The sequence below is a fragment of the Paenibacillus chungangensis genome, assembly GCF_042675905.1.
In the GTDB taxonomy this organism is placed as follows: Bacteria; Bacillota; Bacilli; order Paenibacillales; family Paenibacillaceae; genus Pristimantibacillus; species Pristimantibacillus chungangensis.
Genome location: NZ_JBHTJZ010000014.1, coordinates 50,257 through 63,717, shown reverse-complemented (window position 1 = coordinate 63,717; position 13,461 = coordinate 50,257). Strand labels below are relative to the sequence as shown.

General features: G+C 51.7%; 11 protein-coding genes. 9 read left to right on the top strand and 2 right to left on the bottom strand.

Annotated elements, in window-relative coordinates:
- Nucleotides 1-57 precede the first annotated feature (57 nt).
- From purM to purD, 4 genes are all read left to right on the top strand, one after another.
- Entirely contained in the window at nucleotides 58-1,101 is a 1,044-nt protein-coding gene (gene purM, locus ACFQ2I_RS12390) for a phosphoribosylformylglycinamidine cyclo-ligase (RefSeq protein ID WP_377564566.1), read from the top strand.
- The gene (gene purN / locus ACFQ2I_RS12385) at nucleotides 1,101-1,712 is read left to right on the top strand and encodes a phosphoribosylglycinamide formyltransferase (RefSeq protein ID WP_377564565.1); all 612 of its coding nucleotides are present in this window, start codon (nucleotides 1,101-1,103) and stop codon (nucleotides 1,710-1,712) included. The genes purM and purN overlap by 1 nt, the downstream gene beginning before the upstream one ends.
- Before the next feature lie 33 nt (nucleotides 1,713-1,745).
- Nucleotides 1,746-3,293, top strand: coding sequence for a bifunctional phosphoribosylaminoimidazolecarboxamide formyltransferase/IMP cyclohydrolase (gene purH, locus ACFQ2I_RS12380; protein ID WP_377564564.1), 1,548 nt, complete (start codon nucleotides 1,746-1,748; stop codon nucleotides 3,291-3,293).
- A gap of 86 nt (nucleotides 3,294-3,379) precedes the next feature.
- Nucleotides 3,380-4,645 carry a phosphoribosylamine--glycine ligase gene (purD, locus tag ACFQ2I_RS12375; protein ID WP_377564562.1) on the top strand — a complete coding sequence of 422 codons (1,266 nt, stop codon included), beginning with the start codon at nucleotides 3,380-3,382 and terminating at the stop codon, nucleotides 4,643-4,645.
- 819 nt (nucleotides 4,646-5,464) lie between these two features.
- Here the strand turns inward: purD and ACFQ2I_RS12370 are convergent.
- Nucleotides 5,465-6,718 carry a sialate O-acetylesterase gene (locus tag ACFQ2I_RS12370; RefSeq protein ID WP_377564561.1) on the bottom strand — a complete coding sequence of 418 codons (1,254 nt, stop codon included), beginning with the start codon at nucleotides 6,716-6,718 and terminating at the stop codon, nucleotides 5,465-5,467.
- Between the two features lie 35 nt (nucleotides 6,719-6,753).
- A complete protein-coding gene (locus tag ACFQ2I_RS12365) occupies nucleotides 6,754-7,125 on the bottom strand; it encodes a hypothetical protein (RefSeq protein WP_377564560.1) in 372 nt (123 codons plus the stop codon).
- Between the two features lie 350 nt (nucleotides 7,126-7,475).
- Between ACFQ2I_RS12365 and ACFQ2I_RS12360 the strand changes: the two genes are divergently transcribed.
- The 5 genes from ACFQ2I_RS12360 (at nucleotide 7,476) to ACFQ2I_RS12340 (ending at nucleotide 13,457) form a co-directional block, all read left to right on the top strand.
- Complete coding sequence (locus ACFQ2I_RS12360) at nucleotides 7,476-8,396, top strand: ABC transporter permease (RefSeq protein WP_377564559.1); 921 nt, start codon at nucleotides 7,476-7,478, stop codon at nucleotides 8,394-8,396.
- Nucleotides 8,397-8,442: 46 nt separating this feature from the next.
- A complete protein-coding gene (locus tag ACFQ2I_RS12355; protein WP_377564558.1) occupies nucleotides 8,443-9,312 on the top strand; it encodes a carbohydrate ABC transporter permease in 870 nt (289 codons plus the stop codon).
- 31 nt (nucleotides 9,313-9,343) lie between these two features.
- Nucleotides 9,344-10,882, top strand: a complete 1,539-nt coding sequence (locus ACFQ2I_RS12350; RefSeq protein ID WP_377564556.1) for an extracellular solute-binding protein — start codon at nucleotides 9,344-9,346, stop codon at nucleotides 10,880-10,882.
- Nucleotides 10,883-10,971: 89 nt separating this feature from the next.
- Nucleotides 10,972-11,718 (top strand): response regulator transcription factor, encoded by a 747-nt coding sequence (locus ACFQ2I_RS12345; protein ID WP_377564607.1) that lies wholly within the window; start codon nucleotides 10,972-10,974, stop codon nucleotides 11,716-11,718.
- Nucleotides 11,715-13,457, top strand: coding sequence for a cache domain-containing sensor histidine kinase (locus ACFQ2I_RS12340; protein ID WP_377564554.1), 1,743 nt, complete (start codon nucleotides 11,715-11,717; stop codon nucleotides 13,455-13,457). Before ACFQ2I_RS12345 ends, ACFQ2I_RS12340 begins: the two co-directional genes overlap by 4 nt.
- The last annotated feature ends 4 nt before the right edge of the window (nucleotides 13,458-13,461 follow it).

Below are 13,461 nucleotides of genomic sequence, written 5' to 3'. Positions count from 1 at the left end.
GTGAATCATGGTTCCAAGTAACTTGAAGAACCTAAAGATATGAAGGAGTTGACCAAATTGTCAGAAGCGTACAAAAAAGCAGGCGTCGACATTGCCGCGGGCAATGAAGCGGTCGAACGGATGAAGAAGCATGTGAAGCGGACGTTCCGTCCCGAGGTGCTGACCGACCTGGGCGGCTTCGGCGGCTTGTTCGGCCTGGACAAGGATAAATATGAGGAGCCTGTGCTCGTATCCGGCACGGACGGCGTCGGTACGAAGCTGAAGCTTGCTTTCGCCATGGATAAGCATGACACGATCGGGATCGATGCGGTGGCCATGTGCGTGAATGACATTATCGTGCAGGGAGCGGAGCCGCTCTTCTTCCTCGACTATCTGGCATGCGGCAAGGTGGTGCCGGAGAAGATCGAGGCGATTGTGAAGGGAATCTCCGAAGGCTGCGTGCAGTCCGGCTGCGCCTTGATCGGCGGAGAGACGGCAGAGATGCCGGGCATGTATTCGGAGGAAGAGTACGATATTGCGGGCTTCACCGTAGGTATCGTCGACAAGAAGAAAATGATCGACGGCTCCACGATTGCGCCTGGAGATGCTGTCATCGGTCTTGCCTCCAGCGGCATTCACAGCAACGGCTTCTCGCTTGTGCGTAGACTATTGCTTGAAGAAGCCGGCTACTCGCTGGATCAGGAGATGGAGGAGCTCGGCGGAGCGAAGCTTGGCGACGTCTTGCTGGAGCCAACCCGCCTCTATGTGAAGCAAGCGCTGAAGCTGATCGAATCTGTTCAGGTGAAGGGTATGGCGCATATTACGGGCGGCGGCTTCATCGAGAATATTCCGCGCGTGCTGCCGGATGGTGTTAATGTGGACATCCAGTATGGCGCATGGCCGATTCTGCCGATCTTCGAGCTGATGCAGCGCAAGGGCGAGATTACGAATCGCGATATGTTCACCACATTCAATATGGGCATCGGCCTCATCGTCGTCGTGCCTGCCGATCAAGCGGAGGAAGCGCTGCAGGTGCTGAGCGGTCTTGGCGAGCAGGCGTACCGCATTGGCACGGTGACAGAGGGAAGCCGGGCCGTGACGTTCACGGGAGCGGAAGTCTAATGTCTCAGCTTCGAATCGCGGTATTCGCATCGGGTCAGGGGACGAACTTCCAGGCGATTGCCGATGCCGTGCGGGAGGGGAAGCTCGATGTGTCCATCGAGCTTCTTGTTTGTGACCGGCCGTCGGCGCCGGTGGTCGAGCGGGCGCAGCGGGCCGGAGTGGAGGCCTTCGTCTTCAAGCCGAAGGATTATCCGTCCCGCGAAGCCTACGAGGGAGAGATTATCGCCGAGCTGGAGCGCCGCGGCGTAGAGCTGATCGTGCTCGCAGGCTATATGCGGATCATCACCTCCGTGCTGGTGGAGCCTTACTACGGCCGGATGATCAACATTCATCCTTCGCTGCTGCCGGCCTTCCCCGGTGTGGACGGCATCGGCCAGGCGCTGCAGTATGGCGTGAAGGTGACGGGAGCGACCGTTCACTTCGTCGATGGCGGACTGGACAGCGGTCCCATCATTGCGCAGCAGGTTGTCGAGGTGCTGGAGGGCGATTCGACGGAGTCGCTGGCGGAGCGCATTCATGCGGCTGAGCAGCGGCTGCTGCCCGGCGTCATCCAGCATATCGCGCATGGCCGTGTGAAGCTGGACGGTCGCCATGTGCGGATTGAGGAATAAATATAGGTTCAGTTAATAAAGGAGGACGATGGAATGGCAATTCGCAGAGCGTTAATTAGCGTATCGGATAAGACGGGCATTGTGGAATTTGCGAAAGAGTTGGCGAATCAGGGCGTGCAAATCATTTCAACGGGAGGTACCTTCAATCTGCTGCAGAAGGAAGGCGTGCCGGTTATCGGCATCTCCGATGTGACAGGCTTCCCCGAGATTATGGACGGACGCGTGAAGACGCTGCATCCCGCTGTGCATAGCGGCCTGCTGGCTGTACGTGACAATGAAGAGCATCAGAAGGCGATGCAGGAGCTGGGGCTGGATTACATCGATCTGGTCGTCGTCAACCTGTATCCGTTCAAAGAGACGATTGCGAAGCCGGATGTGACGTATGAGGACGCGATCGAGAACATCGATATCGGCGGACCGACTATGCTTCGCTCCGCGGCGAAGAACCATGCTTTCGTTACGGTTGTCGTAGACGCCGGAGATTACGGCGCAGTTGTCGAGGAGATGAAGGCCGGAGGAGACACGACGTTAGAGACGCGCAAGCGCCTCGCGGCGAAAGTGTTCCGTCATACCGGCGCATACGATGCGCTGATCTCCGACTATCTGTCCAAGCTGAACGGTGAGCCGCTGCCGGAATCCTACACTGTCACTTACGAGAAGGTGCAGGATCTTCGCTACGGAGAAAACCCGCATCAGCAGGCGGCGTTCTACAAGAAGCCGCTGGCCGCTACCGGCAATGTGACGACGGCGGAGCAGCTGCACGGCAAGGAGCTGTCCTATAACAACATTAACGACGCCAATGCGGCGCTGGCAATTGTGAAGGAATTCGACGAGCCGGCTGTCGTCGCTGTGAAGCATATGAACCCTTGCGGCGTAGGCATCGGAGCGACCATCCATGAGGCATATCAGAAAGCGTACGAAGCGGACCCTACGTCCATCTTCGGCGGCATTATCGCGGCGAATCGCACGATTGGCGCGGATACGGCCGAGCTGCTGGGCAGCATTTTCCTGGAGATTGTGATTGCTCCTGACTTCACGCCGGAGGCGCTGGACATTCTGATGAAGAAGAAAAACATTCGTCTCATGAAGCTGGGCGAGCTGTCCGCAGCGGCCGAGCGCAAGCCGGAATGGCTGGTTACATCTGTAGACGGCGGCATGCTGATGCAGCAGAGCGACGTGCATAGCTTGAACGAGGCCGATCTGCAGGTCGTCACGGACCGCAAGCCGACGGAAGAAGAGATGAAGCAGCTGCTATTCGGCTGGAAGGTCGTGAAGCATGTGAAGTCCAATGCGATCCTGCTGGCGAAGGACGATATGACGGTAGGTGTCGGCGCTGGTCAGATGAACCGTGTCGGCGCAGCGCGCATTGCGATCGAGCAAGCGGGTGAGAAGGCGACGGGAGCTGCGCTGGCATCCGATGCGTTCTTCCCGATGGGCGATACGGTGGAGCTGGCGGCGAAGGCGGGTATTACCGCGATCATTCAGCCGGGCGGCTCTATAAAGGACGAGGAGTCCATCGCGGCGGCCAATGCGCATAATATCGCGATGGTGTTCACGGGCGTACGTCATTTTAAACATTAATATGTCTGAGGGCTCGCCTCTTGCCATTGGCCGCATCGGGTCGGTGGTTAGGGGCGGGGTCATATTCTATTAAGGGGGCTTGCAAGATGCGTATATTGGTTATCGGAAGCGGCGGGCGCGAGCATGCGATCGTATGGGCGCTGAAGAAGAGCGAGAAGGTGAAGGAGCTGTTCTGCGCGCCGGGCAACGCAGGGATTGCCAGTATTGCAGAGTGCGTACCGATCGCAGTGAACCAGTTCGACGAGCTGACGAGCTTCGCGAGGGATTCTTCCATCGATCTCGTATTCGTGGGACCGGACGATCCGCTCGCCGACGGCATCGTGGATGCATTCGAAGCGGCGGGCATACCGGCGTTCGGACCGAACAAGCTCGCGGCGGAGATTGAAGGAAGCAAGATCTTCATGAAGGACTTGCTGAAGAAGTACAATATCCCGACGGCAAAATACGAAACGTTCACAAGCTTCGAGAAGGCCTCCGCTTACTTGCGAGAGCAATCTACTCCGATCGTCATTAAAGCCGACGGCCTTGCGGCGGGCAAGGGCGTAACTGTGGCTGCAACGATGGAGGAAGCGGAGGCGGCACTTCGTTCCATTATGGTGGACAAGGTGTTCGGCGAAGCGGGCAATCAAGTCGTGATCGAGGAATTCCTGGAAGGACAGGAGATGTCCATTCTGGCGTTCGTCGACGGCGAGACGGTGAAGCCGATGGTACCGGCGCAGGATCACAAGCCCATATTCGATGGCGACAAGGGACCGAATACGGGCGGCATGGGTACATACACGCCGCTGCCGCATATTGAGCAGTCGATTGTCGATGATGCGATCGAGAATATTATCATTCCGACCGCGAAGGCGATGGTCAGCGAAGGCCGTCCGTTCCGCGGCGTGCTGTTCGCGGGACTGATGATAACGAAGGACGGTCCGAAGACGATTGAATTCAACGCTCGCATGGGCGATCCGGAGACGCAGGTCGTCTTGCCGCGTCTGAAGACAGATCTCGTCGATATCGTGCTGGCGGCCATGAACGGCAGACTGGCCGATCTGGACATCCAGTGGAGCGACGAGGCTGCGGTATGCGTCGTAGCGGCATCCGAGGGTTATCCTGGCTCTTATCCGAAGGGCCGCGTCATTACCGGCCTTGCGGAGGCGGAAGCACAGGGCGCGCTCGTCTTCCACGCCGGTACGGCACAGAAGGACGGCGACATCGTCACCAGCGGCGGCCGCGTCCTTGGCATCGTCGGCCTCGGCCGCGATATCGCGGAAGCGCGCGCCCGCGCTTATGAAGCAGTCAGCGTCATTCAGTTCGAGGGCAAGCAGAACCGCACGGATATCGCGGCGAAGGCGCTCGTATAAGTAGCACTGGTGGCATTGCCGCCAGCTTTGCTCGTTAATGTTTTGGAACACCTCCTCACACTAAGCAGCAGGTTTCGCTTGGTGTGAGGGGGTGTTTTTTTATTGATACAGTGTTTATTCAAATCGAGTTGAATACGATCAGCTAGTGGATAGATACATGCGAGCCGGATTGTTGGAATCCTACACCAAACTGACGGAATCGCATGTGAGAGCAACCCCAGTGTATGCAGCCAACACTAAACTGACGAAATCGCATACGAGTGCGCCCCCAGTGTATGCAGCCAACAGTAAACTGACGGAATCGCATACGAGTGCGCCTCCAGTGTATGCAGCCAACACTAAACTGACGAAATCGCATACGAGTGCGCCTCCAGTGTATGCAGCCAACACTAAACTGACGAAATCGCATACGAGTGCGCCCCCAGTGTATGCAGCCAACACTAAACTGACGAAATCGCATACGAGTGCGCCTCCAGTGTATGCAGCCAACACTAAACTGACGGAATCGCATACGAGTGCGCCCCCAGTGTATGCAGCCAACACTAAACTGACGGAATCGCATACGTGTGCGCCCCCAGTGTATGCAGCCAACACTAAACTGACGAAATCGCATACAAGTGCGCCTCCAGTGTATGCAGCCAACACTAAACTGACGGAATCGCATACGAGTGCGCCTCCAGAGTATGCAGCCGGTATTAAGGTTCAGCAAGCCTTTATTGAACAAGAATAGACCGCCCCTCACCAGGTAAACGGTCTACTTCCGCAAAATAACCTGATGCCGACTGCCACTGAACGGTCTATGGGCTGCGGCAGGAGGGATTATTCCTCCGGCAGTTCCGTCACCGCCATGTCGGCGTAAACCATCGGCCACAGCTTGCCGGCGTAGCGCCTGCCGAGCAGACGTTGGCTGGCGGCGTCGAAATGTGATCCGTCCCCGATCGAAGCCGTCCCGCAGCTCGATACCCAGTCGGCATGTGCAATCGTCTGTCCGATCGACTCTAGCATCGCGTTGAACGTATCGCTTTTTCCCGGCATAATCTGTCCGGCAATAAAAGGTACGTCGGGTATGTCTAGATCGGCGCGCAGATTGACAACGATAGCGTTCAAGTCGGATAAATAGGAGTCGGCATGTCCAACGTCTGACTCCCCCTGATGCCATAATATCCCCTTCAGCGTCCCGCTCTTCATCGCTTCCTTCGTCCGGCGCACAGCCTCTTCATATAGCCAGGTACCGCAGCCCTTCTGCCACTGGGCAAGCGATGTGCCCCCCCGGGCGTTGGAGATCAGGCCGACCGCAATATGTGGGAGGGCGTCTGTCAATTCGCGCGCCGCCACGGTACCTAGGCTAAGTCCGTTCGACTTGTTCTTCAACTCCACAGAAGAATAACGGTTCAGCCCTTGCAGTTCCGTCTTATCGGGGTAGTTGGCGACGAGGCCGGCTGCCGCATCTTCCCATTGATTCAAGCCGTTGAATAGATAGACCCTGTCCGGTGCCGGAATACCCCTGTCTTCAAGAGGAGCTCTAGAAGCCATATTCGACTGTCCGATAAGCAAATACAGGTGGAACTGGTCGCGAGGATACCGGACCTCCCTCGCTTCGCCGCCATGCAGGTCCGTACAGACGATCATGCTGGAGAACCCCGTCTGGTGATAAACTTCAAGCTCGCATATACCGAACCCATAGATCGCATCCGGAGCCGTGACCCGAATATACCGGGCGGCCAGATGATCTACCTCTATCATCGTCTTGCGGTTCGAGCGTTCGGTGAAAGCGGGTACCCGATCATACACCGGAATCCAGACATCTCCGTCATCGGATATGCTCACGATAAGCCGAACAGCGTATTGCTTGTATTCGGTCAATACAATCTGATTGAACAGCATGGTCTCGCCCAAATCAAGCGTTGTCTCGGCCGTCAGCGTTGCAGGCATATCCGCAGCATATGAGCGCCACATCGTCGAAGAATGGCCATCCGTTATATGCTGGGCTATGTAACCAAATAGCGTTCCGCCACGCTGAATCGTCACCGTCTTGCCTAAAGCCAGATTATTCAAAGCGTCTGATAATGTCATTCTTGCACCTCCTGTGTACAACGCACATCAGTCCTTCACCACTCCGAGAAGCGCGCCTTTGGCAAAAAACGTTGAAGGAACGGATATACGCAAAAAATCGGCACTGTAGCCACCATAATTGCAGCGTACTTCAACGTTTCGCCGAGCATGGCAGTGTCCTTGGCTTCCGTCCCCGTCACCATGCCCGTTGTTTCCCCGGAGATCAAAATTTCACGTAAAATCAATTGGAGCGAATACAATTCGCGGCTGCGCAGGAATATCATCGCATGAAACCAAGCATTCCAATGACTGACACCGTAATTCAGCAGCATCAGACCGCGGTGAGTCATGTACGACGTCGCATCGCTGATTAAGGCAATCGCTGAATAATATACGGGATAGATTGCGGTCACAGCCAACAGCAGCATAACACAAACATTGACCTGCGAAAACAGGCTTTCCCGAAAGTTTTATGGTCGGGCATGAAGACTTCCCCTTTCCTGTATACGTAGGAAGACCAGGGGCGATGCACCCCCGATCTTTGCGTTTAACGGGGAAACGCAAACAAATGGAAGATCGCAAGTCCTTCAATGAGCCCGAAAAACAACTCCGTGGTATATTACCCGAAATTGTGAAATTGTCGTATACCTTTATGAAGTTGCTGCTTATATAATAAGTTACATCAACCGTATGAAAGGGTTTACAATGGCGTAATCCAAGTATCATCCGCGGATGGATTGCGACATGAGTTGACCCGCAGAAGGGAGGTTTCGGATTGATGAATGCAGGCAGCAAAAAAAGCTCTTTAAAGGAAACGTTATCGGATTATCAGTTGTACTTGATGCTATTGCCTGCGCTTGCCGTGCTTCTTATTTTTAAGTATGTTCCGATTTATGGGGCAAGCATTGCATTCAAGGATTATAACTTGCTAGAAGGAGTTATGGGCAGCAAGTGGGTGGGGCTGAAGCATTTCCAGGAGTTGTTCCAGTCAGAGAAATTTTATAGCGTGTTTATCAACACACTGCTGATTAACTTTTACAAGCTTGTATTCCAATTTCCGATTCCTATTATTTTGGCCCTAATGATCAATGAGATCAGACACGCCGTTTTCAAACGATTTAGTCAGAGCATTACTTATTTGCCGCACTTCCTATCATGGGTCGTTGTCAGTGCCATCTTCGCTAACCTGTTGTCGCCGACCAATGGTATCGTCAACGTGCTATTAGGGTATATCGGTATAGATCCCATTATGTTTATGAGCGATGAGCGATTTTTCCGAGCGGTGCTGGTTGTATCTTCAGCCTTCAGAGAGAGCGGCTGGTCATCCATTATCTACCTAGCCGCCATTATGGCGGTCGATCCTCAACTGTACGAAGCGGCTCGGATGGACGGGGCCAGCAAGCTTAGACAAATATGGCATATTACCTTGCCTGGAATTCGAAGCGTGATCGTCTTCATTATTATGATGCGGCTTGGAGCGGCATTGGCGAATGATCTGGAGCAAGTGCTCATGTTCTATAGTCCGATGGTCTACGGCGTAGGAGATGTGTTGGGGACTTATGTGTACAGAGTCGGTCTGGGTCAGATGAAATATAGCTTCAGCACGGCGGTTAATCTCTTCCAATCTGTTATCGGTCTAACGTTAATTATAGCGGCCAACGCCATTAGCAAGAAATTCGGTGAGCGTGGATTATGGTAAGCCTTACGGCCAAGAACAGATCGATGGATAAAGGAGTCATCGCACCATGAAATTAAGAACGAGAGGCGAAGTCGTATTCGACGTTGTCAATTATATTTTGCTTAGTATCGTCATCGTTATTTGTTTATTGCCTCTGCTCAACATTACGGCAAAATCGTTCAGCAGCGATTCTTATGTGCTGGCAGGAGAGGTTTTTATATGGCCGAAAGGATTCAGCACGAATGCGTATGAGATCGTGCTTGGCAGCAGAAGGTTCTGGAGCTCCTTCAGCAATACCGTATTCATTACGGTTGTGGGAACGGCGATTAATACCATGATGACAATCTTCGCAGGCTATGCTTTATCCCGCAAGCGGCTTAAGGGACAGAATGTGTTAATGTTCCTGTTTATCTTCACCATGCTGTTCGGAGGCGGAATTATTCCAACCTATTTGGTCGTGAAGGAGGTTGGGCTTCTTAATTCGCTATGGGCGCTCATTATTCCGGGGCTTGTCGCCCCGTTCAACATGATCATTATGCGACTCTATTTCTATAATATACCGGATAGTATGGAGGAATCAGCGAAGATTGACGGGGCATCTCATTTTCGCATTCTATTTTCGATTATGATTCCGCTGGCCATGCCTTCGATTGCGACAATTTCTTTGTTTTACGCCGTTGAATATTGGAATGGGTACTTTGATGCGTTGATCTATATCACGAATCACGAGCTGTTTCCACTGCAAGTTTATTTGAGAGAAGTCATCATTAACGCGACAAGTGTCGACGTCAATAATATGGACCTGATGATGAATACCGCCCAGGAATCGGTTCGGGGCGCGACGGTTGTAGCGGCCACGTTGCCAATCTTGCTGGTATATCCTTTCCTTCAGAAGCACTTCGTCAAAGGCGTAATGCTCGGAGCTGTGAAGCAATAAAAAAACAAGATGGGATTGGGAGGTAATGAAATTGAAATTGTATGATAACCGGAACAGTAAGCTTCATGCGGTGTGGATGATATTGCTGGTCATGATCTTAATTGTGGGATGCAGCGGTAATACAAATAGTCCGTCAACGGGTCAAGCTGACGGATCGTCGACAGACGGAAAGCAAGATCCCTCAAAAAAGGAAGCAAGCAAACCAAAGCTTAGCATATACGTTCCATCCAACGTTGAAGAGTTCCCTGCGGGAACGGATCTGAATCAGAACGAGATAGTTGACTATATCGAGAACCAAACAGGATTCGATGTGGAATGGGAGATGCAGCCGAAGGAGAACGTCGAACAAAAAATCAATATTATGATGGCTTCCGGGGATACGCCCGACTTGATTATTACGGGAAGCAAAGATATCTATGCCAATCTGGCCCAGCAAGGTCTGCTCACCCCGCTTGATGAAGTGCTGCAACAGTTCGGACCACGGATTATGGAGACGGTTCCCGATGAGACCTGGCAGGCCGTGACTTACAACGGCAGCATCCATGCCATTGCCGTTCCTCAAAATCAGAGGGCTACCTCCGGCATGCTTGTCAGAACGGATGTGCTGGAGGAGCTTGGTCTGGCGATTCCGAAAACGTTGGAGGAATATACGACTGCGCTACGAACCATTAAGGAGAAGAAGCCCGAAATGATTCCGATGCTAGGCGGAGCCGCCGATGGCAATGCATTCGGCAATATTAGCAGCTTCTCGGGAGCATTCGGATTAGGCGCCAAATATGTGGTGGAGGGTGATGAGGTCGTTCACACCTATACGCAACCGTATGCGAAGGAGTTTTTAACTTATATGAGAGGTCTTTATGAAGAAGGGATATTGGATCGCGAATATCCGGTCAATAAGCTTCCGAATCTTCAGGAGAAGATGGTCAGCGGTGGTGCGGCAATGGCGACGATGGACTGGGTTAATGCCAAGGTCATTACAGAAGCCTTTCTTGAGAAAAACCCGAATGCCAAGATGGAGCTGATTCATCCGCCAGTAGGCGCGAACGGTCAATTCGGTTATCAGAAGAACACTCCTGTCCGCGTATACATGCTTATTCCGAAAGCAAGTGCAAAGGCTAAGGAAGCTGTCCAATTTATTAACAATTACATGGCGGAGGATGTTTTGAATGTCGTGTCTTACGGCTGGGAAGGCAATCATTATAACGTTGAGAACGATGTAGTCGTGGCTACCGAAGCGGCGGAAAACATACGTTATCGCATCTACTACCAGCTCTGGGACTCGGAGAAAAACTTCTTGAATCGGGTAACGCTGAAAGGCTTCGCGCCGTTCTACTTCCCGATTATGGACTATTCGACTTATACGGAAATTACCAATTTTGCGCCCCCGATTGAGGAAGTCGTGGAAAATACACAAACTTTGACCGATTTGACAAATGAATATTATATCAAAATCATTACGGGGGCACTGCCTCTGGAAGCTTTTGATGAGTATGTGGACAAATGGAATAGTCTTGGAGGAGCGGAGTCTTTAAAAGCGATTAATGAGTGGTATGCCGGATTCAACGCGTAGTCAGCTGACAGGGATGGTATAATGGAACACGAACGCAACTAATGAAGCGCTTTCTTCAAATAGGTTGGGGGGAACGAGTCGTGTTATCCATGATCATAGTAGATGATGAAGACATTATTCGCGAAGGATTGCGCGATTATGTGGACTGGACCGGAAAGGGAATCAAGATCTGCGGGGAAGCGAGCAATGGCAAAGAAGCGTTGCAAAAAGTGAGAGAGGTAAAGCCGGATATATTGCTTACGGATGTAGTGATGCCAGGAATGAGCGGTCTGGAGCTGATCCAAGCGATACGGGAGGAACTGCTCCAGATCGAGATCGTGGTACTCAGCGCGTTCGAAAATTTTCAGTACATTAAATCAGCGCTTAAATATGACGCGGTAGACTACCTGGTTAAACCGTTCAATGAAATTGAGCTAGAACAAGTGATGGAGAAGGTAGTCGCACAGGTGAAGAGGGATAAGCGAATTGCGGAATTTGTGCCGAAAGAGATCCGGATGACAGAGGTTAGCGGCACTCGCGATTATCGCATTTCACAGGAAGTCATAAAGCTGATTGAACAGCGTTACTCGGAGAAGCTGACGATACAAGACATTGCCGATGACATATGCTTATCGATTAATCATATGTCGAATGTGTTCAAGAAGGAAACAGGGGAAACCGTTGCCGATTATTTGACCAAGGTGCGCATGTTCCACGCGAAACGGATGCTGCAGGACCCCTTTATTAAAATCTATGAAATAGCTGTTGATACAGGGTACTCGGATCCAAATTACTTCGCCAAAGTATTTAAAAAGTACACTGGACTCAGTCCTAAGGAATACCGGGATCAGCTATGACGTTACGCTGGAAGCTCATGTTCTCCTTCATGGCGCTTATTATATTGGCGACGGTTCTGATCGGCGGCTTCTCTTATTGGCATGCCACAAGAATTGTAGAAGAGCAAGTTGGCGTCACGTATAAGCAAGCCTTGCAGCAAGCGGCTATTAATCTTACTTACAGGCTGAAGGAAGTGGAGAATGTATCGGAACTCATCCTGATGCATCCGCAGCTGCAAACCATTCTGAAGCGAGAGAAATCGGGATATGGCGAACAGCCTACGGTGCAGATGCTGAATGATTTCCAGGATCTGATCGATATTGTATCCAATCTGGAGAATAATCGCAATATCTTCCGTATTCGTCTATTCGTCTCCGGCGATTCCTTGTACTCTCGCGAGAACAACAACATTTTCAGATTGCAGGATATGGATAGCGAGTGGCGGCAGCGGCTAGTGGAGAAGGATGGAGAGATTTTGTGGAAGAATACGCATAAGCAGGAATATTTGCCGCAGAATCGCTATGATGTGGTGTCCCTGTACCGTGCCGTCAATGACTTTCGCAATTTGAAATCCGTGCTGGCCATCGTCGCCATCGATATGAAGGAAGAAGTGCTTAACGATGTCATTAGAAATGTGAATTTCTCCGACAATGGCGCTATATACGTATATAATGAGCACCAGCGAATTACTTCGTTTGCTTCCGAGGCCATTGCCGGTTATTCGGAATCCGAAGTGCTGCGGGAGATTTTTGGAACCGCTCGCATGGAAGAAATGCCCATTGTAAAGCTTGACGGCAAAGAATACTTTACCATATTCCAACCGATTGAATACAACGGATGGGAGATAGCGGCTTTGGTTCCCGTTCAAGAGATTAGAGCCAAAAGTTATGTAATAGGAGAATTTACGGGCTATATCGGCATCCTCGTCATTGTATTGGCTTCCTTTCCGGCGATATTGCTTTCAGCTCGCTTGACTCGCGGACTGCGCACGCTTGTCCTGCACATGCAAGAAGTGAGACAAGGGAATTACGGAGCCATGATCCGGATAACCGGCAATGATGAGATTTCCGGGTTGCAGTCTCAATTCAATAGCATGATTTTGCGGATTCGCGAGCTTGTGGACGAGGTCTACCAGATGGGTGTACGCAAGCAGGCGGCAGAGTTAACGGCGCTTGAATCCCAGATTAAACCTCATTTTCTGTACAACACACTGGATACGCTAAAGTGGATGGGAATGAAGATGAAAGCGGACCGTATCGTTATTCTGGTAGATTCGTTGTCGAAATTTTTTCGACTGGGCTTGAATCGCGGGCAAGAGCTTACCACTGTAGTTAATGAGCTTAATCATGTGCAAGCCTTCATGAATATTCAAGATATCCGATACAAGGAGAAGCTTCAGTATTATTACGAGGTGGACAGCAAGCTTCTTAGCTGCCGCATGACCAAGCTGATTCTTCAACCGATTGTAGAAAATGCCGTATTGCACGGTATCCAGCAGAAGGAAGATCATTCGGGCACGGTGACCGTTCGCGTGTATAACGATCATAAATACCTGGTGTTCGATGTAGTCGACGACGGAGTGGGAATGAGCCGACAGCAGTTGGATGTGCTGCTGCGCGATTCGCGCGGCGGCGGATACGGCGTAAAAAATGTACACCAACGAATCCAATTGTATTATGGTGAGGAGTACGGGGTGGAATGTTATAGCAGACCGGGCATAGGGACTTCAGTTCGCCTTCGTCTTCCTATGAAAAGTTAAAGGT

Coding starts and splice junctions, on each gene's coding strand:
- ACFQ2I_RS12355 (WP_377564558.1), top strand. CDS start 8,443: ATGAAATTAAGAACGAGAGGCGAAGTCGTATTCGACGTTGTCAATTAT.
- ACFQ2I_RS12340 (WP_377564554.1), top strand. CDS start 11,715: ATGACGTTACGCTGGAAGCTCATGTTCTCCTTCATGGCGCTTATTATA.
- ACFQ2I_RS12370 (WP_377564561.1), bottom strand. CDS start 6,718: ATGACATTATCAGACGCTTTGAATAATCTGGCTTTAGGCAAGACGGTG.
- ACFQ2I_RS12345 (WP_377564607.1), top strand. CDS start 10,972: ATGATCATAGTAGATGATGAAGACATTATTCGCGAAGGATTGCGCGAT.
- ACFQ2I_RS12360 (WP_377564559.1), top strand. CDS start 7,476: ATGAATGCAGGCAGCAAAAAAAGCTCTTTAAAGGAAACGTTATCGGAT.
- purD (WP_377564562.1), top strand. CDS start 3,380: ATGCGTATATTGGTTATCGGAAGCGGCGGGCGCGAGCATGCGATCGTA.
- purN (WP_377564565.1), top strand. CDS start 1,101: ATGTCTCAGCTTCGAATCGCGGTATTCGCATCGGGTCAGGGGACGAAC.
- ACFQ2I_RS12365 (WP_377564560.1), bottom strand. CDS start 7,125: ATGCTGCTGTTGGCTGTGACCGCAATCTATCCCGTATATTATTCAGCG.
- purH (WP_377564564.1), top strand. CDS start 1,746: ATGGCAATTCGCAGAGCGTTAATTAGCGTATCGGATAAGACGGGCATT.